General features: G+C 73.5%; 22 protein-coding genes. 14 read left to right on the plus strand and 8 right to left on the minus strand.

Annotated features, from left to right (window positions below):
- The first annotated feature begins 7 nt into the window (after positions 1 to 7).
- From D7147_RS18700 to D7147_RS18740, 9 genes are all read left to right on the plus strand, one after another.
- Entirely contained in the window at positions 8 to 1795 is a 1788-nt protein-coding gene (locus D7147_RS18700) for a trypsin-like peptidase domain-containing protein (RefSeq protein WP_120679379.1), read from the plus strand.
- Positions 1796 to 1964: 169 nt separating this feature from the next.
- On the plus strand, positions 1965 to 2636 hold the full coding sequence (locus tag D7147_RS18705) for a BON domain-containing protein (protein ID WP_120679381.1): 672 nt from the start codon (positions 1965 to 1967) through the stop codon (positions 2634 to 2636).
- A gap of 204 nt (positions 2637 to 2840) precedes the next feature.
- Positions 2841 to 3899 (plus strand): glycosyltransferase family 4 protein, encoded by a 1059-nt coding sequence (locus D7147_RS18710; protein WP_120679874.1) that lies wholly within the window; start codon positions 2841 to 2843, stop codon positions 3897 to 3899.
- A gap of 155 nt (positions 3900 to 4054) precedes the next feature.
- Positions 4055 to 4885 (plus strand): patatin-like phospholipase family protein, encoded by an 831-nt coding sequence (locus D7147_RS18715; RefSeq protein WP_120679383.1) that lies wholly within the window; start codon positions 4055 to 4057, stop codon positions 4883 to 4885.
- The gene (locus D7147_RS18720) at positions 4885 to 5931 is read left to right on the plus strand and encodes a 1-acyl-sn-glycerol-3-phosphate acyltransferase (RefSeq protein ID WP_120679384.1); all 1047 of its coding nucleotides are present in this window, start codon (positions 4885 to 4887) and stop codon (positions 5929 to 5931) included. The genes D7147_RS18715 and D7147_RS18720 overlap by 1 nt, the downstream gene beginning before the upstream one ends.
- Before the next feature lie 9 nt (positions 5932 to 5940).
- Positions 5941 to 6261, plus strand: a complete 321-nt coding sequence (gene cutA / locus D7147_RS18725) for a divalent-cation tolerance protein CutA (protein WP_120679386.1) — start codon at positions 5941 to 5943, stop codon at positions 6259 to 6261.
- Between the two features lie 202 nt (positions 6262 to 6463).
- Positions 6464 to 7513 carry a fatty acid desaturase family protein gene (locus D7147_RS18730; protein ID WP_199716589.1) on the plus strand — a complete coding sequence of 350 codons (1050 nt, stop codon included), beginning with the start codon at positions 6464 to 6466 and terminating at the stop codon, positions 7511 to 7513.
- Positions 7514 to 7604: 91 nt separating this feature from the next.
- Positions 7605 to 7898 carry a 4a-hydroxytetrahydrobiopterin dehydratase gene (locus tag D7147_RS18735; protein WP_120679389.1) on the plus strand — a complete coding sequence of 98 codons (294 nt, stop codon included), beginning with the start codon at positions 7605 to 7607 and terminating at the stop codon, positions 7896 to 7898.
- Positions 7895 to 9043, plus strand: a complete 1149-nt coding sequence (locus tag D7147_RS18740) for an FHA domain-containing protein (protein WP_120679392.1) — start codon at positions 7895 to 7897, stop codon at positions 9041 to 9043. The genes D7147_RS18735 and D7147_RS18740 overlap by 4 nt, the downstream gene beginning before the upstream one ends.
- A gap of 158 nt (positions 9044 to 9201) precedes the next feature.
- On the opposite strand, the gene rocD is transcribed toward D7147_RS18740, so the two are convergent.
- The 3 genes from rocD to D7147_RS33115 form a co-directional block, all read right to left on the minus strand.
- Entirely contained in the window at positions 9202 to 10416 is a 1215-nt protein-coding gene (gene rocD, locus D7147_RS18745) for an ornithine--oxo-acid transaminase (RefSeq protein ID WP_199734209.1), read from the minus strand.
- A complete protein-coding gene (gene ddaH / locus D7147_RS18750) occupies positions 10416 to 11231 on the minus strand; it encodes a dimethylargininase (protein WP_187398661.1) in 816 nt (271 codons plus the stop codon). Before ddaH ends, rocD begins: the two co-directional genes overlap by 1 nt.
- Before the next feature lie 450 nt (positions 11232 to 11681).
- Positions 11682 to 12395 carry a DUF4190 domain-containing protein gene (locus D7147_RS33115; protein ID WP_233563217.1) on the minus strand — a complete coding sequence of 238 codons (714 nt, stop codon included), beginning with the start codon at positions 12393 to 12395 and terminating at the stop codon, positions 11682 to 11684.
- Positions 12396 to 12591: 196 nt separating this feature from the next.
- Between D7147_RS33115 and D7147_RS18760 the strand changes: the two genes are divergently transcribed.
- Complete coding sequence (locus D7147_RS18760) at positions 12592 to 13437, plus strand: Fpg/Nei family DNA glycosylase (protein ID WP_120679396.1); 846 nt, start codon at positions 12592 to 12594, stop codon at positions 13435 to 13437.
- A gap of 146 nt (positions 13438 to 13583) precedes the next feature.
- Here D7147_RS18760 and D7147_RS18765 read toward each other — a convergent pair whose 3' ends face one another.
- Together D7147_RS18765 and D7147_RS18770 are read right to left on the minus strand one after the other, a co-directional pair.
- Complete coding sequence (locus D7147_RS18765) at positions 13584 to 13949, minus strand: hypothetical protein (RefSeq protein ID WP_120679397.1); 366 nt, start codon at positions 13947 to 13949, stop codon at positions 13584 to 13586.
- An 85-nt stretch (positions 13950 to 14034) separates the two neighbouring features.
- Entirely contained in the window at positions 14035 to 14916 is an 882-nt protein-coding gene (locus D7147_RS18770; RefSeq protein ID WP_120679399.1) for an aminoglycoside phosphotransferase family protein, read from the minus strand.
- A gap of 189 nt (positions 14917 to 15105) precedes the next feature.
- Between D7147_RS18770 and D7147_RS18775 the strand changes: the two genes are divergently transcribed.
- The gene (locus D7147_RS18775) at positions 15106 to 15621 is read left to right on the plus strand and encodes a SigE family RNA polymerase sigma factor (protein WP_120679401.1); all 516 of its coding nucleotides are present in this window, start codon (positions 15106 to 15108) and stop codon (positions 15619 to 15621) included.
- 2 nt (positions 15622 to 15623) lie between these two features.
- Complete coding sequence (locus tag D7147_RS18780) at positions 15624 to 16901, plus strand: hypothetical protein (RefSeq protein WP_120679403.1); 1278 nt, start codon at positions 15624 to 15626, stop codon at positions 16899 to 16901.
- A 45-nt stretch (positions 16902 to 16946) separates the two neighbouring features.
- Here the strand turns inward: D7147_RS18780 and D7147_RS18785 are convergent, their stop codons facing one another.
- The 3 genes from D7147_RS18785 to D7147_RS18795 all read right to left on the minus strand — a co-directional run bounded on the left by D7147_RS18785 (position 16947) and on the right by D7147_RS18795 (position 21024).
- Positions 16947 to 18368: a WGR domain-containing protein gene (locus tag D7147_RS18785; RefSeq protein WP_120679405.1), complete on the minus strand. Its 1422-nt coding sequence runs from the start codon at positions 18366 to 18368 to the stop codon at positions 16947 to 16949.
- A 115-nt stretch (positions 18369 to 18483) separates the two neighbouring features.
- A complete protein-coding gene (locus D7147_RS18790) occupies positions 18484 to 19863 on the minus strand; it encodes an FAD-dependent oxidoreductase (RefSeq protein WP_120679407.1) in 1380 nt (459 codons plus the stop codon).
- A 12-nt stretch (positions 19864 to 19875) separates the two neighbouring features.
- Positions 19876 to 21024 (minus strand): carboxylate-amine ligase, encoded by a 1149-nt coding sequence (locus D7147_RS18795; RefSeq protein WP_120679878.1) that lies wholly within the window; start codon positions 21022 to 21024, stop codon positions 19876 to 19878.
- A gap of 208 nt (positions 21025 to 21232) precedes the next feature.
- On the opposite strand from D7147_RS18795, the gene D7147_RS18800 reads away from it, so the two are divergent.
- Both D7147_RS18800 and D7147_RS18805 read left to right on the plus strand, forming a co-directional pair.
- Positions 21233 to 21526: a DUF6412 domain-containing protein gene (locus D7147_RS18800; RefSeq protein ID WP_233563218.1), complete on the plus strand. Its 294-nt coding sequence runs from the start codon at positions 21233 to 21235 to the stop codon at positions 21524 to 21526.
- Between the two features lie 282 nt (positions 21527 to 21808).
- A complete protein-coding gene (locus D7147_RS18805) occupies positions 21809 to 22552 on the plus strand; it encodes a YidC/Oxa1 family membrane protein insertase (RefSeq protein WP_120679409.1) in 744 nt (247 codons plus the stop codon).
- The last annotated feature ends 11 nt before the right edge of the window (positions 22553 to 22563 follow it).

Consider the following 22563-nt stretch of genomic DNA (forward strand, 5'->3'; position numbering starts at 1 on the left):
TTAGGTCATGACCGAGTACGAGTCCGACCCGCAGCACCGGCCGGCCACCGCCGACGCCGAGCCGTCGCAACCCACCGACGAGCTGCCGCGCGTGGAGCGCGCGCAGTCCGACTCCCCGACCACCGACCTGCCCGCGGCTCCGGCCGCCTCCGCCACCGCGGAGCCCGCCGGCGTCGAGGACAGCACCGGAACCGGCCCCGGCCGGGACGCCGACCCGACCGTGCCGGTGGTGTCGCCCGGCCCCGGCCGGGACGCCGACCCGACCGTGCCGGTGGCTACGACTTCGGACGCCGACGTGACCGCGCCGGTGGCCGTGACGTCCGGCCTCGGCCGGGACGCCGACCCCACCGTGCCGGTGGCGACGCCCGCCGGGCCCGACTACCAGCCGTACGCCGGCACGCCGGCCTACGCCGGCCACCAGATGCCGGGTCACCACGCTCCGGGCCAGCCGGGTCACCACGTTCCGGGCCAGCCGGGCCACCACGTTCCGGGCCACCACGTTCCGGGTCAGCCGGGGCAGCAGGTCCCGGGCCAGCACGTTCCGGGCCAGCACGTCCCGGGCCAGCCCGGCTACCCGCAGCCGAACGCCGGCTACCCGGGCGGCCACTGGTACCCGGGCCAGCACACCGGCTGGGCGGGCGGGGGTCAGCCGGGTGCCGGGGCGCAGCCGTACGGGCAGCAGCCGGGCCAGTCCCTGCCGCCCTGGGCGGTGAACACCCAGGTCGACGCCCAGCCCGGCGGGCCGCGGATGGGCCGGATCGCCAAGTTCGCCGGCGGTGGCCTTCTCATACTCGCGCTGATGCTCGGCTCCGGGGTCGGCGGCGGTGCGCTCGCGCTCGCCCTGGACGGCGACGGTGGCGGTGTCACTCGTACCTACTCCGCCGCGCCGGTGATCAACAGCGCGGACCTGCCGAAGATCGCCGCCTCGGTGCAGGACAGCGTCGTCTCCATCGCCACCGAGAACGGCGAGGGCTCCGGCGTGATCCTGACCGCCGACGGCTACGTGCTCAGCAACAACCACGTGGTCGCCTCGGCCAGTGGCGACACCGTGCGGGTGATCTTCGCCGACGGCACGAACGCCGAGGCCAAAATCATCGGTACCGACCCGAAGACCGACCTCGCCGTGGTGAAGGCCAACGGGGTGAGCAACCTGAAGGCCGCCAAGTTCGGCGACAGCGACGGAATGCAGGTCGGCGACCAGGTGCTCGCCCTGGGCAGCCCGCTGGGGCTGCAGGGCTCCGTCACCGCCGGCATCTTGAGCGCCCGCGACCGCACCATCCAGGCCGGCGACGGCCAGCAGCAGGACCCGCGCCAGACCGCCTCCTCGATCTCCGGGCTGCTCCAGACCGACGCCCCGATCAACCCCGGCAACTCCGGCGGCGCGCTGGTCAACACCCGAGGTGAGGTGATCGGCATCAACACCGCGATCGCCACCTCCGGGCAGAGCACCGGCAACATCGGCGTGGGCTTCGCCATCCCGAGCAACAAGGCCAAGGACGTCGCCGGGAAGCTCCAGCGCGGCGAGAAGGTGAGCCACCCGTCGCTCGGGGTCAGCGTGAACATGGCCGAGGGCGGCGGCGCTCTGGTCGCGGCCGTCACCCCGGGCAGCGCGGCCGAGAAGGCCGGCCTCCAGCGCGGCGACGTCATCACCCGCTTCGGCGACAAGCCGATCAACGACTCGGACGACCTGGTCGGCGCGGTCCAGGCCGGCAAGGTGGGCGACCGGGTCGAGGTGCAGTACAAGCGGAACGGCTCGGAGGCCACCGCGACCGTCACGCTCGCCGAGACGTCCTGACCGGGCACTGAACCTGCCTCCTCCTCCAGGCGGCGGGTGACGGAGACAAGGGGGTTGGCTCCGTCACCCGCCGCCGCCTCCGTCGGCGACGGCGGTTCACCCGGTGCGGGTGAACCGCCGTCACCCGTATCGGGGGCAGTCTCGGCAGCACCGGCGAGGGGAGGACGCGATGGGCAGCGCAGCCGTCGCCCGCGAGGACCAGCGCATCCAGCAGGACGTCCTGGCCGAGCTGGCCTGGGCCGCCGAGGTGCAGCCGAACGAGATCGGGGTGAGCGTCCAGCAGGGCATCGTCACCCTGACCGGCTGGGTGGACAGCTCGGCCCGGCGCTGGGCCGCCACCCGCTGCGCGCAGCGCGTACGCGGGGTGCGCGCGGTCGCCGACGACGTCGAGGTACGCCTGCCCGGCAGCCCCGGGGTCACCGATCCGGAGATCGCCGTCGCCGCCGGCCGGGCGCTGGAGTGGGACAGCTTCGTCCCGGCGGAGCGGCTGGACGTGACCGTCGCCAACGGCTGGGTGATGCTCCGCGGCGAGGTGGAGTTCGGCTGGCAGCGCCGCAGCGCCGAGCGTGAGCTGCGCCGGCTGCGGGGCGTACGCGGCGTCACCAACCTCCTCGAGGTGCGCCCGCCCGCGCCGACGGAGACCGACCGGCTGCTCCGCGACGTCCGGCGGGCGATGGGGCGGGCTCTCGCCGGCGGGCGGGTCGAGGTGGCGGTGCACGGGGACGTCCTGGTCCTCAGCGGTGTGGTGCGCTCCTGGTGGGAGCGGGATCAGGCTGAGCGGATCGCCTGGGCGGCGCCGGGCGTACGGGAGGTGGAGAGCCAGCTGCTCGTCGGCGATTGAGGCGTCCGAGACGTCCGAGGCAGGGCGAGCAGAGCGTCCCGGTTGTCCGGTTTATCCGCGCCGCCTGCGGGAAAGCGGGCCGCCGGTGCGCCGGGGTACCGCGCGCACCTGCGGTCACCACGCACCGGGGAGCGACGGGGAGGACGCGTGGGCGGAATCCAGCTGACGGGCGATCGGTACGCCGGTCGGCCGCTGCGGATCGCGATGGTGGTGCCGCCGTGGCTCTCCGTGCCGCCACCCGGCTACGGGGGGCTGGAACAGGTCGTCGCGGGCCTGGTGGACGCCCTCGTGGGCCGCGGTCACCGGGTGACGCTCTTCGGCGCCGGGGAGTGGCACGGCACCACCGCCCAGGAGTTCGTCTCCACCGAGGCGCAGCTGCAGTTCGCGCGGCTCGGCGAGTCCCTGCCCGAGCTGGCCCACCTGGCGCGGGTACGAGAGTTGATCGACCCCGCCGACTTCGACATCATCCACGACCACACCACCATCGGGCCGCTGGTGGCCGGTCGGCGCAGCGTGCCGACGGTGGCGACGGTGCACGGCAACCCCGTCGGCGAGTACGGCACCGTGCTCAGCGACACCGACCACGGCGTCCGGCTGGTGGCCATCTCGCACGCCCAGCGCGGGTTGAACGCGGGGCTGCCCTGGGTCGGCACGGTGCACAACGGCCTGGACCTGCGGGACGTCCCGCACAAGACCGCGCCCGCGCCGGGCCCCGTGCTGTGGCTGGCCCGGTTCAGCCCGGACAAGGGGCCGGACATCGCGATCCGCGCCTGCCGCGCCGCCGGCCTGCCGCTGCTGCTCGCCGGGAAGTGCAACGAGCCCGCCGAACGCCGGTACTACGACGAGGTGGTGACGCCGATGCTCGGCGACGACGTCGAGGTGGTGCTCAACGCCGACCGGGCGGAGACGCTGCGGATGCTGCTCGACGCCCGCTGCCTGATCATGCCGATCCAGTGGGAGGAGCCGTTCGGCATGGTGATGGTCGAGGCGATGGCGACCGGTACGCCGGTGGTCGCGCTCGGTCGGGGAGCCGTGCCGGAGCTGGTCACGACCGGCGTCACCGGCGTCGTGTGCAGCGGGCCGGAGGAGCTGCCGGCGGCGCTGCGCGCCGTGGAGTGGATCGATCCGGCCGACTGCGTGCGGCAGGTGGCGACGAACTTCTCCACCGGCCGGATGGCGCAGGGCTACGAGGCGGTCTATCGGCAGGTCGCGGCCGCGCCCTGGCGGCCGGTCCAGGAGGCGGTGCGGCTCGGCCGGCGCTGACCGGACCCGGCCGGACTCGGCCGGCCGTACCCCCGTTCGCCGGTCCGGTGGTCGCCGCCCGGCTCGCCCGCTGCGCGACCTCCGCGCTGCACCGCGGCCCGGGGTGGTCGGGCTCACCAGGGTGAGCGGCGGCCAGTCGTGCCAGGATGAACGGCATGGCGGGGGGACCGGTGGCGTTCGTGCTCGGCGGCGGCGGTGTGCTCGGCGCGGTCGAGGTGGGCATGCTCCGCGCGCTGTTCCGCGCCGGTATCCAGCCGGACCTGGTGCTCGGCACGTCGATCGGGGCGGTCAACGGCGCCCTGGTCGCCGCGGACCCGTCCGAGGCGGTCACCGACCGGCTGGTCCGGCTCTGGGCGTCGCCGGAGGCGAGCGAGGTGTACGGCGACTCGGTCGCCCGCCAGCTCCGCCGGTTCGCCGCCCGTACGCACCTGCACTCGCCGCGCCCGCTGCGCCGGCTGCTCGAGTCGGAGCTGGGGGCCGAGACCACCTTCGCCGACCTGCGGGTCCCGTTCCGGTGCTGCGCGGCGCACATCGAACGGGCCGCCGAACACTGGTTCGACAGCGGGCCGGTGGTGCCGGCCGTGCTCGCCTCCGCCTCGGTGCCCGGACTGCTGCCGCCCAAGGAGATCAACGGCGCGCACTACATCGACGGTGGGATCGTCAACTCGATCCCGATCGGCGAGGCCGTCGCGGTCGGCGCGACCCGGATCTTCGTCCTCCAGGTGGGCCGGATCGAACGGGAGCTCTCGCCTCCCCGGCGGCCCTGGGAGATCGCCCAGGTCGCCTTCGAGATCGCCCGGCGGCACCGGTTCTTCCGGGAGATGGCCGCGCTGCCCGAGGGGGTCGAGGTGCACGTGCTGCCGACCGGCGGGCTCAACCCGCGCGACGACACACCGTGGGCGTACCGGGACATGGCGGCCGTGGGGCGGCGGATCAGCCGCGCCTACACCGCCTCACGGCGGTACCTGGCCAACCTGGACCGCTGATGCCGTTGCCGCCACGGTGGACGCGCCGGGTGCTGCTGGGGCCCGCCGTGGTCCTGCTCGCCGTCACGGTCGTCACCACCCTGCCGCTCTGGGCCCTGGTCGCGGCGGCCCTGTCCCCGCTCGTTCCCGGCCGGCTGCGCCCGCTGCGGCTGCTCTGGATCGGCACCGTCTACCTGGTGTGGGACGCGGCGGCGCTGATCGCGCTCTTCGTGCTCTGGGTCGGGGCCGGCTTCGGCGCCCGCGTGCACTCGCCGGCCTTCCAGCGCGCCCACTACGTGCTCGCCGGCTGGTTCCTGCGGGTGCTCTTCTGGCAGGCGCGCTGGACGCTGCGGTTGCGGATCGACGTGACCGGCGCCGACCCGGACACCGCCCTGCCCGGCCGGCCCGAACTGGTGCTCTGTCGGCACGCCGGGCCGGGCGACTCGTTCATCCTGATCCACGCCCTGGTGAACTGGTTCAAGCGCGAGCCACGGATCGTGCTGAAGGACAGCCTCCAGTGGGATCCGGCGATCGACGTGCTGCTCAACCGGTTGCCGAATCGCTTCATCGCGCCCTCGCCGGACCACGACCGGACCGAGGCGGTGATCCGTCAGGTCGGGCACCTCGCGGCCGGGCTGGACGACGACGACGCCTTCGTGATCTTCCCGGAGGGCGGCAACTTCACCCCCAAGCGGCGGCTGCGCGCCATCGCCCGCCTGCGGTCGCTGGGCCTGGAGCGGATGGCGCTGCGGGCCGAGCGGATGCGGCACGTGCTCGCCCCGCAACCCGGTGGGCTGCTGGCCGCGCTGGACGCCGCTCCCGACGCCGGGGTGGTCTTCGTGGCGCACACCGGTCTGGACCGGATGCTGACCGTCGCCGACGTCTGGCGTGAGCTGCCGATGGACAAGCGGATCGTGATGCGGTTCTGGTCGGTACCGCCCGAGGAGGTGCCGACGGGCCGGCAGGAACGCATCGACTGGCTCTTCGACTGGTGGGCCCGGATCGACGAGTGGATCGCGGCCAATCGGGACGGCGTGGACATGAGCGACGGTGAGCACGCCACGTAGGGTGCGATCGTGGACCAGATCTGCGTGGTGACGACCGTGGTGGATGCCCGTTCGGTCGCCGACGTGCTCGCGGCGGCCGCCGTGACCGGCCGACTCGCCGCCTGCGCACAGGTGGGCGGGCAGGTCGACAGCACCTACTGGTGGCGCTCCGATGTGGAGACCAGCAGCGAGTGGTCGGTGCAGTTCAAGACCGCCCCGGACCGGGTGGTCGCGCTGGTCGACCAGCTTCGGGCCAACCACCCGTACCAGGTGCCGGAGATCCTGGTGAGCCGGGTGGAGAGCGGGGACCCCGGGTACGCGGCCTGGGTGCACGAGCAGACCCGACCCTGAGCGCGCGCCCTGCCCCGGCGCGGCCGCCGGGAACGTCGCGGGCGTCGCGGAGGTCGCGGGCGGCGCGGGCGGTGTCAAGGTAGGGCGAACCCTACCCCCACTCGGGGGTGGACAGGGTTACTCAACGCTACCGATCTCCGGAGACTCGATGGCGGGGGTCGAGCCGCACGGCCGGCCGTACATCGAGGAAACAGGAGCGGCCATGGTGCTGTCAGCGGTGGCGGACCCGCCGGTACGGCGAGGGAGCGACTACGCACAGTTGTCCCGCAGGGTCAACCAGGCGGGCCTGCTGCAACGCCGTCCCGGCTGGTACGTGGCGCGGATCGCGCTCACCCTGGGCATCTTCGCGGCCGGCTGGGTGGCGGTCTTCGCCGTGGGGGACTCCTGGTGGCAGGCGCTGGTCGCGGTCGTGATGGCGGTGGCCACCACGCAGGTGGCCTTCCTCGGTCACGACGCCGGGCACCGGCAGATGTTCCGCCGGCGTGGCCCGAGCGAGGCGGTCGGTCTGATCGCCGGCAACCTCGCGGTGGGGCTCAGCTACGGCTGGTGGGTGGACAAGCACAACCGGCACCACGCCAACCCGAACCACGAGGACGAGGACCCGGACGTCGGCGCCGGCGCGCTGGTCTGGACGTACGAGCAGGCGCTCGGCACCCGGGGCTTCGGCCGCTGGCTGGCCCGGCGGCAGGCGTACCTGTTCTTCCCGATGCTGCTGCTGGAGGGGCTCAACCTGCACGTGGCGAGCATCCAGGCGATCGTCGGGCGGGAGCCGGACGGCCGGTTCCGGACGCCGATGCGGCACCGGCGGGTCGAGGCGCTGCTGCTGGGCGTGCACACGGCCGGCTACCTGGCCGCGCTGCTGCTGGCCATGTCGCCCGGTAAGGCGCTGCTCTTCGCGGCCGTCCACCAGGGGCTGTGGGGGCTCTACATGGGCTGCGCCTTCGCCCCGAACCACAAGGGCATGCCGATGCCGACGGCCGAGGACGAGCTCGACTTCCTGCGCAAGCAGGTGCTCACCTCCCGCAACGTGCGGGGCGGCCGGTTCGTCGACACCGCGCTGGGCGGGCTCAACTACCAGATCGAGCACCACCTCTTCCCGAACATGCCGAGGGCGAACCTGCGCCGGGCCCAGCCGCTGGTGCGGGCGTACTGCGCGGAGCAGGGCATCCCGTACGCGGAGACCGGGCTCTTCGACTCGTACCGGCAGGCGCTGGGCCACCTGCACGAGGTGGGGCGACCGCTGCGGAGCTGACGGGTTCGGCGCGGCCGGCCGCGCGGACGGCGGTGGACACCCCGCCGGTATGCGCGGCCGGCGGGGCTCTCCGTCCCGGTAGGGTCACCCCATGGCAGACGTGCTCACCGCGGAGGCGGTGGAACAGGAGCTGGGCGGGCTGGACGGCTGGTCGGGCGACCCGACCGGGATCAGCCGCAGCGTGGAGCTGGCCGGTTTCCCGGCCGCCATCGCGGTGGTGGACCGGGTCGCCGAGACGGCCGAGCAGCTCGACCACCACCCCGACATCGACATCCGGTGGCGCACCGTGACGTTCCGGTGCGTCACCCACTCGGTCGGTGGGGTCACTCGCCGTGACGTCGACCTGGCCCGTCGCATCGACGAGATCATTCGGAGTGCCCGATGAGATTCGAGATCAGCAAGGTGTTGGACGCCATCGAGGGGCGGGTCTGCGTCGACCCGTCGCTGGCCCGGGCCGTCCTCGATCTGGCCGACGTGATCCGCTACCAGGACATCGACGGTGGCCGACCGGCCAGCCTGTTGCGGCTCGGCATGGTGATCGACGCCCTCTCCCGGCAGTTGGAGGAGGACAGCGTCCAGGTCTACGCCGTGGTGCACCGGGCGCTGCTCTCCGACGCCGACCTCACCTCCAACGAGCGGATGGTGGTTCGCCGGTGGGCCGACGACGGGCTGGTCGAGGTGCTCGACAATCCGGGTGACCGGATGCTGGAGGTGGCCGACCTGCTCGGCCTTCCGGTGCTGACCCGGGCCCGGCTGGACGGGCTGCGTGGACGGTTCCCCTGGGTGGCGGAGGAGCCCGGCCGGGTCCTCGCCCCGGTGCCGGGCGCCGGCGGGCCGAACCTCGTCGCGCACGTCGGGGGCGGCGACAAGCCGGTCGCGGGCCGCCGCTCCCCGGCCGGGGCGAAGCTGCTCACCCGGCAGTGGCGGTGCCCGGAGTCGGGCTGCGCGCTCTTCGGCGGCGGTGGCGGCGGTTCCTTCGCCGATCTGGCCCGGGTGCAGCGCAGCCCCGCCGAGCAGGCGCCGCCCTCGCTGCGCGGCGGCGTACCGACCTGCCCCCGGCACGGCACCCGGCTCGGCGACGTGGGCCCGCGGCCGCGTACCGAGGTGCTCGCGGTACGCATCGGCGGGCTCGTCCGTCGCCGGTTCGTGGTCAGCGAGGAGCAGCCGGTGCTGGTCGGCCGGGCCCCCGAGGCGGAGGGCGGGATCGTCCTCGGGCAGTGGCTGAACGACGAGGCGCGGCGCTGGATCAGCCGGAACCACCTGCACCTCGAGCTGCGCGTCGGCGAGGTGATCGTGACCGACGTGAGCACCAACGGCTCGGGCATCCGCCCGGCCGGATCGATGACCGAGGCGGAGCGGATTCCGCTCGTGCCGAAGCAGTCGCGGGTGCTCGGCGAGAACGACATGATCGAGCTCTATCCGGGGGTGCAGATCGGCCGGGCCGAGGAGCTGCCCGTGGGGGCGTCGTTCACGCCGACCTCGGTGATGGCGGAGGCCCCCACCATGGCCATGCGCCTACCCCGCCCCTAACGCCCACCCCCCACGCCCCACGCCCCACCCCCCACCCACCCCCCCACCCGAAGCGGTTGATCAAGAGGTTTGCGTCAGGAAGCGGCTGGTTCGCGACGCAAACCTCTTGATCACCAAGTGCGGGGTGGGGTGGGAGGGGTGGGGTTGGGGGGGTTGGGCTAGGGGGTGAGGATGGCGGCGAGCTGGGCCACCGCGTGGTCGATCTCCTCCTCGGTGACGACCAGCGGCGGGGCGAGCCGGATCGTGGAGCCGTGGGTGTCCTTGGCGAGCACACCACGCTCGGCGAGGCGCTCGCAGGCCTGACGGCCGGTCATCAGCGCCGGGTCGATGTCGAGCCCGGCCCAGAGGCCCCGGCCCCGTACGGCGACCAGACCCTTGCCGACCAGCTCCTGCAGCCCGGCGTGCAGCCGCTCGCCCAGCTCGGCGGAGCGGCGCTGGAACTCGCCGGTCGCCAGCATCCGGACCACCTCGACGGCGACCGCGCAGGCCAGCGGGTTACCGCCGAAGGTCGAGCCGTGCTGGCCGGGCTTGAGCACGCCGAGCACGTCGGTGTTCGCGACCACGGCGGAGACCGGCACGATGCCGCCGCCGAGCGCCTTGCCGAGCAGGTACATGTCCGGCACGACGCCCTCGTGGTCACAGGCGAACGTCGCCCCGGTGCGACCCAGGCCGGACTGGATCTCGTCGGCGATGAAGAGCACGTTGCGCTCGGTGCAGACCCGGCGGACGCCCGGCAGGTAGCCCTCCGGCGGCACCACGACGCCCTGCTCGCCCTGGATCGGCTCGATCAGCACGGCGACGGTGTTCTCGTCGATGACGGCCGTCAAGGCGTCCAGGTCGCCGTAGGGGACCACGGTGAACCCGGGCGTGTACGGCCCGAAGTCCTCCCGGGCTTCCTCATCGGTGGAGAAGCTCACGATGGTGGTCGTACGCCCGTGGAAGTTGCCCTCGGCGACCACGATGTTGGCCTGGCCCGCCGGTACGCCCTTGACCTGGTAGCCCCACTTGCGGGCCACCTTGATCCCGGTCTCCACCGCCTCGGCGCCGGTGTTCATCGGCAGCACCAGGTCCTTGCCGCTGAGTTCGGCCAGCTCCCGGCAGAAGGCCGCGAACTGGTCGTGGATGAACGCCCGGCTGGTGAGGGTGAGCCGGTCGAGCTGCGCGTGCGCCGCGGCGACCAGCTGCGGGTGCCGGTGACCGAAGTTCAGCGCCGAGTAGCCGGCCAGGAAGTCGAGGAAACGACGCCCGTCCACATCGGTCAGCCAGGCGCCCTCGGCGGACGAGATCACCACCGGCAGCGGGTGGTAGTTGTGCGCGGTCCAGCGCTCCGCGTCGCGGACCGCGCCCGGCGTCCGCAGCATGTCGTCGACGATCACTTGCTTGCCTTTCCCTGTCGGAGCCGCAACGTGCAGCACTTCGGTCCGCCGCCCGCCTTAAGCAGCTCGGACAGGTCGACACCGATGGTTTCGTAGCCCCGGTCGCGAAGCTTCGCGGCCAGGTCGGTGGCCTGCGCCGGCAGCACCACGTGCCGCCCGTCGCTGACCGCGTTCAGGCCGAGCACCTCGGCGTCGGCCATCGTGGCGTGCACCGCGTCCGGGAAGAGCCGACGCAGTACGGCCTGGCTGCCGGGGGTGAACGCCTCCGGCAGGTACGCCACCGTGCGCTCGTCGAGCACGGTCAGCGCGGTGTCCAGGTGGTAGAAGCGCGGGTCGACCAGCTGCATGGTGATCACCGGGTATCCGAAGACCTCCTGCAACTGGGCGTGTGAGGCGTGCGCGGTGCGGAAGCCGGTGCCGGCGAGCAGCAGCTCACCGGCGAGGAGGATGTCGCCCTCGCCCTCGTTGACGTGCTTCGGGTCGTACATCTCGAAGCCGGCCGCCTCGAACCAGGCCCGGTAGGCCGGGGCCTCGTCGGCACGCTGCGGGTCGCGGAACTGCACCGCCATCGCCTTGTCGTCGATCACGGTGCCGCCGTTCGCGGCGAAGACCATGTCGGGCAGGCCGGGCACCGGAGCGATCTCCTCGACGGTGTGGCCCAGGTCGCGGTAGACCTGCCGCAGCTGCTCCCACTGCCGGATCGCCAGGTCGGCGTCGACGGGCGCGGTCGGGTCCATCCACGGGTTGATCGCGTAGTCCACGGCGAAGTACGTCGGCCGGCACATCAGAAAGCGCTGGCGCGTCGCGTCCATCGTCATTGTCCTGCTCCCAGGGGTCGGGCGCGCCCGGCCACCTCGGCCCACGGGCTGGCGCCGATGTTCAACGTTATTCGGCGCGGGCCGACAGGATCCACCGCAGAGGATTGCGCAGGACGGCTGTTCATTGCGTCTGGGCCAAGGCCGACGGCGATTCGTTGCGCGGACCGCTCTACGCGGCCGCTTCCTCCGGAGCCGGGCTCGGTCACCTTCGGTCAACGACGCGCCGGGCCCGGCGGGACGGGGTGGCGGCCACATCGACGCCGGTCGCGCTCGGGCCGGCCGCGCGGCGGCGAGCAGCCTCGACGGGAAACACATCAGGGGCGGCGAACCGCCGCCCCTGAAACTGTGTCGCCCGGCTGGTGAACCACCAGACTGGTCGGGCTCGACCGGTGAACCACCGGTCTCCGCTGGCCGGCGCACCGCCGGCGAGCCGGACAGTGCCCGCTAGATCCGATCGACAAACTGTGAGTCGAGCCACTCCCGGAACCGCTGCACCCAGTCGCCGTCGGTGGTCGGCCAGTCGAAGAGCCCCGTCATCGCGAGCACCCCGACGACCACCGCGGTGAGGCCCAGGGCGATGCCGAGCAGCGCGTCGGTCTTGCCCGCGACGTGTCGACGCCGGGTGGCGATCATTCCCAGCACCGAGAGGACCGCGCCGATCGCCCCCAGCCCGATCCCGTAGCCGGCGAGGGTGCCGGTGAGCACGAAGAGCGCCCCGGCCACCCCGACCACCAGGCCGAGGGTGGCGAGCAGGCTGGCGCGGGGGCGGGGACCGGGCGTCACCGTCGGCGCCGGCTCGTCCGGCCGTACGTCCGGGTCGAGCGGGCGGTCCCGCTCGGGGCGTACGGCCCGGTCGCCGTCCCGCTCCTCGTCGGGGCGGGCGGGTACCGGCCCCGGACGCAGCGCGGGGTCGACCTGCCGGGCGGGGGCGGCCCCGGTCGCGGCCCGCGTGCCGGTGGGCGGCGCGTCGGCGGTGCGCGGGGCACCGACGGGCGCGGCACCGTCGCGGGGCGACGTCCGCTCGGTCACCGCGGTCCGGGTCGCGTCCGGACGGTCCGCGTCCGCCGGAGCGGGAACGGTGGCGACCGAGCCGTCGCCGGTGCTGTCACGGTTCTCGTCGCGCGCGGGCCGGCGCGACGGGGAAGGAATTCCGGCCACAACACACCTCCTCGGGAATGCGGGGTGGCCGTGGAACCGGCGGCACCCACGCGATACGTCCCCGGAAGTACCCGCCTGGTCGTTTCCCGACACGTCCCGCGCCCACGGCCGTTCCCGCCCGGCCGGCTGTCGCGCACGCCGACCGCCCGAGCAGGCCGTCTGGCAGGCGTGAACGGCGGTGGCTACCCTTGCGCCCGTGCCAGAGGGACACACCATCCACCGCCTGGCGGCCCGGCACGCCGAGCTCTTCGCCGGCCGACCGGTGCACGCCAGCAGCCCGCAGGGCCGGTTCGCCGACGGCGCGGCCCGGCTCACCGGGACCGTGCTCGACTCCACCGAGGCGTACGGCAAGCACCTCCTGCACCACCACGCCGGTGAGCTGACCCTGCACGTGCACCTCGGGCTCTACGGCAAGGTGACCGACGGCGTCGGCGAGCCCCCGGAGCCGGTCGGCCAGGTGCGGCTGCGGCTCACCAACGACCGTCCCCGGCCTCGGCGCGGCGGCGGACCCGAGGACCGGCACTGGCTCGACCTGCGCGGCCCCACCGCCTGCGAGGTGCTCACCCCGCCGGAGGTGGCGGCGTTGCGGGCCCGGCTGGGGCCCGATCCGCTGCGCGCCGACGCCGACCCCGACCGGGCGTACGCCCGGATCTCCCGCAGCGCGACGCCGCTCGCCGCCCTGCTGCTCGACCAGTCGGTGGTGGCCGGCACCGGGTTGATCTTCGTGACCGAGGCGCTGTTCCGGGCCGGCCTGCCGCCGACGCTGCCCGGCCGGGCGTTGGACCGTGCCGGCTGGGACCGACTCTGGGCCGACCTGGTGACGCTGATGACCCTCGCCGTTCGGCAGGGCCGCATCGACACCGTGCGCGACGAGCACCTGCCGGAGGCGATGGGTCGGGAACCGCGCGTCGACCGGCACGGCGGCGAGGTGTACGTCTACCGCCGTCCCGGCGCGCCCTGCCACGTCTGCGGCACGGCGATCAGCCGCGGCGAACTCGCCGGCCGCAACCTCTACTGGTGCGCCACCTGCCAGCGCCGGTGAGGCTGGTGCCCCAGGGCCGGTGGGGGCTCTACTTCGGCACGGCGTCGAGCAGCCAGCGGACCACACCGGACGGTCTGGTCGTGCCACAACGCTCACCTTGCGAATCTGGGAACCCACCCCCCGGAGTCGACTCTGGCGAGCGTGGATCAGGCAGGCAGCTGGGCTGACACGTCGACGCGGATACGCCGTCCGAGGTGGGCGTCGTCGCTCTGCCCGGCACGTTCGGCTATATCCGACCAGCGCTCCAGCGACCCGGTCACCAGCTCCCACTGGACGTCGATGAGAGTGATCGATGTCATTTCGTCGTCCGGTGGCCATTGCTCCGCGGACCCGACGACCTGCTCCCATCCGGTCTGACGGACGTTCCGTCCCAGCGCTACCACATGCTCAGGGTCGCCATTCATCACCGCCGTATCGACCTCGTTATCGAGGGTCGCGTCGATGATCTGCCATTGGCGCACCGTCATCGTCACGGTGTGTGCGGCCCGACCGGACGGGTTCACCTCACGCATCGGTTCGGGCCCTCCTCACCACGGAAGTCGACGTCGCATTCTCTACTGGTGTCCCACCCGGCGGGCCGGTGAGGCTGGCTTCGACTCACCTCGCCTCGTCGAGCAGCCAGCGGACCACGTCGACCTGGTCGGGGAAGACGGCCCCGTCGCTGATGCTCCACGCCAGCGTCTGCGCGACCGTCCAGCCGCGCGCCCGATCGCGGTCCAGACCCAGCTCGACGGCGAGCCGGTCGAGCCGGTGACGTGCCGCCGCCGGGGAGTGCCCCAGCGCGGCGTCGCGCACCACCGGCGCCACCGCGAACTCACGCTCGCCGACCAGCGGCTTCGGGTCGATGACCAGCCAAGGTTCCCGGGTCGCCCGCAGCACGTTGCCGCCGTGCAGGTCCTGGTTGACCAGCACCTGCTCGCCCTGGGACGGGGCCAGCTCGGCGAGCAGCCCGAGCGCGGTGTCCAGCAGCCGCCGCTCGTACGGCCGGTTCGCCCGCTCCCACTTGCCCGGCAGCCGCTCCGCCCAGCCGGCCGCCTCCTCGGCGAGCGAGGTGAACGGGCCGGCGGCCGGCACGCAGAGCCGGGGGAGGAGCGCGACCATGACGTCCAGGGCCGCCTCCGCCGGCAGCCCGTTCAGCGGGGTGCCGGGAACGGCCCGCTCGACCAGCAGCGCCCGCCGCCCCGGGTCGTGCCCGAGCAGCCGGACCGCCCCCGCACCCGACCACCTCGCCAGCGCCGCCGCCTCGTGCTCGCTCTCGCTGTCCGGGTACTGGAGCTTGAGCACCGCCGGTGTTCCGTCCGGCAGCTCGGCCGGCAGCGCCAGCGAGGCGAAGGCGTACGGGAACGGCGGGCCGACCCGCAGCGACCAGCGGTCGACGCAGGCCGCCACCCGGTCCGGCAGCTCGGCCAACCACGCCCGGCCGACCGGAGTCCGCCGTACCCAGGTCAGCTGCTCGGGGATGGGCAGGAGGTCGGTCATGCGACCATCCTGGACCGCGCATTCGACACGCGTACAACCGATCCCGGCCGATTCCCGTCTTAAGGACGTGTGCCGAGGTAATCGGCCAGGACCTCGACACACGCCCTCGGGGCGTGCCTCGGAGGCGGACGCCGTTCGGCTCGACCGACGCGTCCGAGACACGCCCGTGGAACCGACGGAGGTAACCGGATGCCGGACGCATCGGATGAGGAATACGTCGCGTACCTGAGTGCGCGGCTGCCGGCGTTGCACCGGCTGGCGTACTCGCTCTGCGGCAATGCCGACCAGGCCGACGACCTGGTGCAGGAGGCAGCGACGCGGCTCTTCGAGCGCTGGTCGCGCGCGTCGAGGGCCGACGACGTCGACGCGTACGTGCGGGCGATCGTGGTGCGGCTCTTCCTCGACGGCCGACGCCGGGGCTGGTGGCGGATCCGGCTCTTCGCGGCCCCGCCCGACGTGCGGCGCAGCGAGGACCGCGGGGTCGAGGAGCGCACGGTGCTGCGCGACGCGCTGGCGCAGGTGCCACCCCGCCAGCGGGCCGTGCTGGTGCTGCGCTTCCTGTACGACCTGCCGGTGGACGAGGTGGCCCGCTCCCTGGGCTGCTCGGCCGGGACGGTGAAGAGCCAGACCTCGCACGGGCTGGCCGCCATGCGCCGGCTGCTCAGCGATCGGCAGCTGGCCGGTAGCAACGGAAAGGAGCGGTGACGATGAGGATCGACGAGGATCAGGTCGCTGACCTGCTGCGGCGGCTTGACGACGAACCGACTCGTCCGCCCCGGGTCGACCTCGGCGGGGCGATCCGGGAGGCGCGGCGACGCCGCCGCAACCGCCGGGCGACGGCGGCCGGGGCCGCCGCGCTGGGCGTGCTGGCGGTGGCCGTCCTACCGGTCGCTCTAAACGGGGTCGATCGGGGGGCACCGGCGCCGGCGACGTCAGCCAGTCCGTCGACGCCGTCCCCGAAACCGCGTCCGAGCGGCCCCTGGCAGGGGGTGTGCACGGCAGCACTCCTGCCCGGATCGGAGGAAGCCGCCGGCAGTGAGGTCACGGCAGGTGACCCCGACGGGCGGTGGCTCGTCGGCCGTCTGACCATGCACGACTTCCGCGACTACCGCCTTTTGATCTGGGAGGGGAACCGGGTCCGGGAAATTGCCATTCCCGGTGAGGAGCAGCAGTTGCGCGACGTCAACCGGGCCGGCCTGGCGGTGGGTGCGACGGGGCGCAGCCTCAAATTGTCGCAGCCATGGGCGGTGCGCGACGGCGAGGCCATCCGACTCAAGGGGGTCAACTCCGGCTCGGCGGCAGCGGTCAACGACGCCGGCCGGATCGTGGGCTTCCGGAACGCCGAGGACGGGCGTGAGGTGTGGACCCAGCAGCGGCCGGTGATCTGGGACTCGTCCGAAGCCTCGGCTGTCGACCTGCCGCTACCCGGCCCGGGGTGGGCGGGTTCGGCGATCGACATCGATGAGGACGGAACCATCCTGGCCGAGATGGCCGACATGGCTGGCGCGGACGATCCGGGCAGGCCGCGGCGGGCAGTCATCTGGCGTCCGGGCGCCACCCGGCCCGAGGTGCTGCCACTGCCTCAGGTGCCGGGCGGAACCACCATCCAGTTCACGCCCGTGTCGCTGGTCGGTGGCTGGGTGACCGGGATGGCGTACCGGGAGAAGCAGCCGGGCAAGTCCGGAAGGGCCCTGCAGGAGTATCCGGTGCGGATCGATCTGCGGACGGGAAAGGCGGACCTGATGCCCGCCGTCGTCTGGGCCGGGACCGGGAACGCGCGAGGGTGGCAGGCCGGCTCGATGGCTGGCACGGGCAACGGCACCGCCGTGGTCACCGATACCAAGTTGGTCAAGCTGCCCGGGCTGGACGGAACGACCGCCAGTGGGGACGGCTGGGTCAAGAGCCTCAGCGATGACGGCCGGGTGCTCGGCGGGCAGCTCTTCCAGAACGAGAGAGGTCACGCGGTGCGCTGGACCTGCCGGTGAAGACCGGTCCGGGGGCGGTCCCGCTCCGCCCCCGGACCGGAGCCTTCAGCGGAGACGGCGGATGTCGCCGTACGCCCGGTAGAAGCCACCCCGACCGGACTCCCGCACCTCGGTGACGAGGTAGCGGGCCCCCGGCTCGCGGATGCCCTTGGGGAACTGCACCGACCAGTCACGGTGGTACCCGTCGGAGAGCACCTGGATGCGCAGCCGGCCGCTGTGCTCGACGCACTGCACCACCACGCCGGACCGGTCGTCGGTGGTCACCTCGACCGAGGTCCAGGCGGCCGGCTCGGGCAGCCGGGTGGGAGCCTTCACGTCGACGACGTCCGGCACGCTGCCCGCCTCGGCGGCCCGGATCGCCGGCTCGCTGGCGTCGATGCAGGCCAGGTGGCCGCTGGTGGTCACCACGTAGAGCCGCTCCTCGTGGTACTGCATGGAGTAGGCCGAGCCGCAGCCGGTGCCGAGCTTCCAGAGCCGGTTACCGGCCTCGTCGAAGCAGTAGATCGAGGACGCGCTGTCACCGGCGAAGACGTAGCGGCCGCCCTCGGCGGTGGCGCAGGAGAAGACCGCGGCGTCGCAGCGGTACGTCCGCTCGGCGCGCCCGTCCTTGCGCAGCCGCACCACCTCGCGGGTGCCGGTGCCGGCGAAGACGGCGTTCCGTTCCTGCCAGCCGAAGAGGACCGAGCCGGTGTCGGTGTGCCACAGCTCCTGCCCGGTCCGCCAGTCGTAGCCGGTGACGCCCCGCGAGTGGCCGTGGTAGAGCGCGTCGGGGTCGCAGCGCACCATCCAGGCGGAGCGGCCGCGGCCCGGTCGGCGCCAGAGGAACTCGTCCTCGTGGTCGACGGCGGCGATGCCACCGTCGCGGTCGGAGACCCCCAGCACGCCGTCGTGGATGTCGAGCCAGTAGATGTCGATGTCGGGGGCGATCGCGTAGGCCACCCGGGGCACCTTGCCGGAGAGGTCGTAGACGTTGCCGTCGTCGCAGCCGGCGTAGATCCACGCGTCGTCGGCGACGATGCACTTCACCCCGTCGGGGAGCCGAACCTGGTTGAGCACCCGGGCGTCGTGGCCGAGCGTGGTGATCACGCCGTGCTCGTTGCCCACCATGCAGCTCTGCCCGTCGACGAAGATGCCGAACGCGGGCGCACCCGAGTTGTAGCGCCAGAGCACCGGCGCGGTGCGTGCGGTGGAGCGGGTGCTGACGATCTGGCGGCGGGAGACCGAGCGCTTCTGTCGTACGCCGGGCACCGCCGGGGCGTACCCCTTGCGGATCTTCTCACCGATCTTCTTCGCCGCGGCCGCCCGGGCGCGGGCGTTGTCCGGAAAGCTTGAGTTCTTCACCTGGCCCTGGTCGCCGATGCGGCCGTAGCGGATGGTCATGGCGGTGTCCTCGACCACCACCTCGTAGAACTTGTGCGCGCCGCCGTCGGACTCGGACAGCTCGAGGTAGGTCGTCTCCTGAGCCATGGGGGGATGCCTCCGGGGAAGGGGTGGGCGACCGGCGGATCGCCGGTGCGACAACGCGAGCACGCTAACCCGCGCCCCCGACAAGATCGGGGGGCCGAAGTGGACCGGGCCGTCGTTACCGGGTGGCGTGGTGCAGCGCGTCGACGGCCTTGCGCGCGGCGATCAGCACCGGATCCCAGACCGGCGCGTACGGCGGCGCGTAGCCGAGGTCGAGCGCCGTCATGTCGTCCACCGTCATGCCGTTCCAGAGCGCCGCGGCCAGCGTGTCGATCCGCTTCGCCGCCTCGGACCAGCCGACGATCTGCGCTCCGAGCAGCCGGCCGCTGGGCTTCTCGGCGATCAGCTTCACCGTCATCGGCCGGGTGCCCGGGTAGTAGCCGGCGCGGCTGGTGGATTCGGCGACCACCGAGACGAACTCGAACCCGACGGCCGCAGCGTCCTTCTCGCGGAGGCCGGTGCGTCCCACCTCCAGGTCGCAGACCTTCGTCACCGCCGTGCCGATGATCCCCGTGAAGGTGGCGTAGCCGCCGCCGATGTTCGTGCCGGCGACCCGGCCCTGCTTGTTCGCGTGCGTGCCGAGCGGCACGTGCACGGGCATTCCGCTGATCCGGTGCAGGCACTCGACACAGTCACCGGCCGCCCAGACCCCGTCCACCCCCGGCACCCGCATCCGCCGGTCCACCCGGATCGCCCCGGACGGCCCCAGGGGCACGCCGGCGGCGGTGGCGAGGTCGGTGTTGGGTCGTACGCCCAGGCCGAGCACCACCACGTCGGCGGGGATCGCCCCCTCCTCGGTGACGACCGCGCTCACCCGGCCGTCCCGCTCCTCGATCCCGGTCACCCCGAGCCCGGTGCGGATCTGGACGCCCAGCTCGCGCATCGCGGCCACGACGACCTCCGCCATGTCCTCGTCCACCGTGGACATCGGCTGTTCGGCCTTCTCGACCAGGGTGACCGCCAGGCCCCGCTGGAGCAGCGCCTCGGCCAGCTCCACCCCGATGTAGCCGCCGCCGACCACCACCGCCCGGCGCGGCTTCGGCTCGCCCTCCAGCCAGTCGCGCAGCGCCGCGCCGTCATCGAGGGTCTGCATCCCGAAGACGCCGTCGATCTCCGCCTCGGCCCAGGCCGGCCGGACCGGCAGCGCGCCAGCGGCGTACATCAGGTCGTCGAAGCGTTCCCGGACCTCGCCGCCGCCGACGAGGTCCCGGGCGATCACCTCGCGTTGCTCCAGATCGATCCCCACCACCTCGTGCCGCATGCGTACGTCGATGTCGAAGCGCCGGCGGAACGTCTCCGGGTCGCGGGCGATCAACTCCTCCGGCCCGTCCACCAGCCCACTGATCCAGTACGGGATACCGCAGCTCGAGTACGAGGTGAAGTGACCCCGCTCGAAGGCGATGATCTCCAGCTCGTCCCGCCCGCAGCGGCGCCGCGCCTGGGACGCCGCCGACATCCCGGCGGCGTTACCACCAATGACGATCAACCGTTGCGCCACGCAGTCATCCTGTCACGGGGTGTTGGTGCCGCGGGTCTGCCTCGCCACGTCCTGCACCACGTCGGCGAGCCGCCCGGTGCGGGCGAAGACCGCTCGCTGCCGCGCCGCGCCGGTGCCGTGCCGGCGCAGCCCGCCCAGCAGGTCGGTCACCTCGGGCCAGTCGCCGTGGCTCTCCAGCGCGGGACGGAGCCGCTCGACGAACCGGTCCAGCAGCTCCCACGCCGGGCGCAGCTCACCGGTGGTCACGTCCACCCCGTCGCCCTCCAGCCCGTCGTGGGCGGCCCGCCAGTGCGCGCCCACCAGCAGGTGGTGGTCGGTGGGGATGGCCGGTCGCCCGGCCCGGACGTCCTCGATCGCGGTCGCCACCATCGCCCGGACGAGCGCCGCGACCAGCACCGCGTCGTCGACCGTGGGGCAGACGTCGCCGATGCGGATCTCCACGGTCGGGTACTTCGCCGACAACCGGGCGTACCAGTAGAGCATCCCCTCGTCGAGCATCACCCCGCTGGCGATCAGCTGGCGGATCAGCCGGCGGTAGTGCTCGTGCGACTCCAGATACGGGGTGGGCGCCACCGAGGGCCAGCGCTCCCACTCCACCGACCGCCAGCTCGCGTAGCCGGTGTCCTCGCTCCGCGCGAACGGGGAGTTCACCGTCGCCGCGTGCAGCGTGGGCAGCCAGGGCCGGACGTGGTTGAGCACCTGGACGCCGATCTCCGGGTCGGGGATGCCGACGTGCACGTGCATGCCGTTGTTACCGGGGCCGGGTACGAGCAGACGGAACCGCTCGATCATCCGGTCGAACCGGGGCTTGTCGACCACCGGCGGCACCGGGCCGTCCACCGGCCCGGTGCCGATGGCGAGCAGGCGTACGCCTGCCCGCTCGGCCGCGTCGGCCAGGGCGGCGCGGAGCACGCCGAGTGAGTGCCGGATCGAGCGCAGCTCCAGTCCGGGCGGGCTGCCGATCTCGATCTGGCTGGTCTGGAACTCCCGCTCGACCTGCCCGCGCAGCTCCGGTGGCACCTGTTCCAGCACCAGGTCGACGGCGGGCACCGCCGCGCCGGTGTGCGGGTCGACGAGCAGGAACTCCTCCTCGACCCCCACCGTGAGGAGCTCGGTCCCGTCCGCGGTCCGACCGGGTGCCTCCGTCAGCTGGCCCGTCATGCCGATCACCGTCCGTTCCTGCTGGTCGCGGTCTGTCCACGACAGCTCGCCTCCGTGGTTACCCAGGGTGGCGAAGCCGGGAAACGCGCTACGCGCGGTGTGCGGCGTGTCTCCCCGGCGTGTCTGCGGTCCCACCCGAACGGGCGGCCGGATCGGGGTGCACCGGACGCCGGGTCGCGGGCTTGCGCGCGAGTCCTAGGGTGGCGCCGTGCTCGGGTCGGGGTTCGCGTTGGAGCTGTGGGCGTACGTCTGCGCCCAGGTCGCCGGGCTCGCGGACCAGCCGGCCGGGTTGCTCGCCGGAGCCGCGCTCGGGGCGGCGGCGCTGCTGGCCGCCCTGCTCGCCACGCGTGCCCTGGTCCTGGACCCCACGCCGCGGGCCGGCTCGCGGGCCACCGGTCTGCGGGCGCGGTCCCGCCGACGGCGGGTGCCCCGTCAGGTCGATCCGGACGCGCCCGGACGACCCCGTCCCCGCGCCCCCGGCGTCCGCCTCTCGGCCGCGTAGCGCAGCCGGCCGGTACGGCCGGCGAGGACTGCAGGATCCGGACCCCGACGCCGCCTCCCCGAGGCTCGGCCCGGGGGACCGCCCCTGCGCCCGGTCCCGGGACGCAAGCCCCTCCGCGGGCCGCCCGTCCTGGTTCTCCCGATCCCTCGCCCGACCGGTGTTCGCACCAGGGTGGGGACGGGCCCGGACCGGATCCGCGCCGCGCGGCCGATTCCGTCGTCATCCGTCCCACCGGGCCTGCCGCCCGGTCGGGACCACCCGGAATCGACCGAGGGACCTCCCATGCTCGCGTTCGCACCTCTGCACACCGCCGTCGGCTTCGCCGGCACCGCGCTGGCGCAGCTCAGCACCCTGCTCGAACCGATCGCCGGTGGCGCGGCCACGGCCGCCGCGATCGTGCTCTTCACCGTGGCCGTCCGGCTGCTGATCTCACCGCTCACCGTCGCGCAGATCCGCGGGGAGCGGCGTCGGGCGGCGCTCGCGCCCCAGGTCCGCGAAGTCCAGCAGAGGTACGCGGACGACCCGGCCCGCCTGCAGGGCGAACTCTTCGCGCTCTACCGGTCGGCCGGCGCCAACCCGGTCGCGGGCTGCCTGCCGATGCTGCTCCAGGCCCCCTTCCTGCTGGTGATGTACCGGCTGTTCAGCACCGCGGAGGGCGGCACCGGGCTGCTCGACGAGCGGTTGGCGGGCGTACCGCTGGGCCACCACCTCGGTGACGGAGTGGCCGGGGCGGCCGGCCCGCTCTTCGCCCTGCTGCTGGCCGCCCTCGTGCTGCTGGCCTGGTTGTCGTCGCGGCGGATGCGTCGCGCCGCCGCCGCGCCCGGTCCGCAGTCGGCGGCCGGGCCGGCCGCCCTGCTCGGCCGGCTGCTGCCGCTGCTGCCGTACACGACGGTGTTGGTGGCGCTGGTGCTGCCGATGGCCGCCGTGCTCTACCTGGTGACGACGACCGCGTGGACCGCGCTTGAGCAGGGGGTGCTGCGCCGGCCGCAGGCAAGCCCGGCGGAGGCCGGAACAGATCGACGTTGACAACTGTCCGA

The sequence above is a fragment of the Micromonospora musae genome, assembly GCF_003626545.1.
In the GTDB taxonomy this organism is placed as follows: Bacteria; Actinomycetota; Actinomycetes; order Mycobacteriales; family Micromonosporaceae; genus Micromonospora; species Micromonospora musae.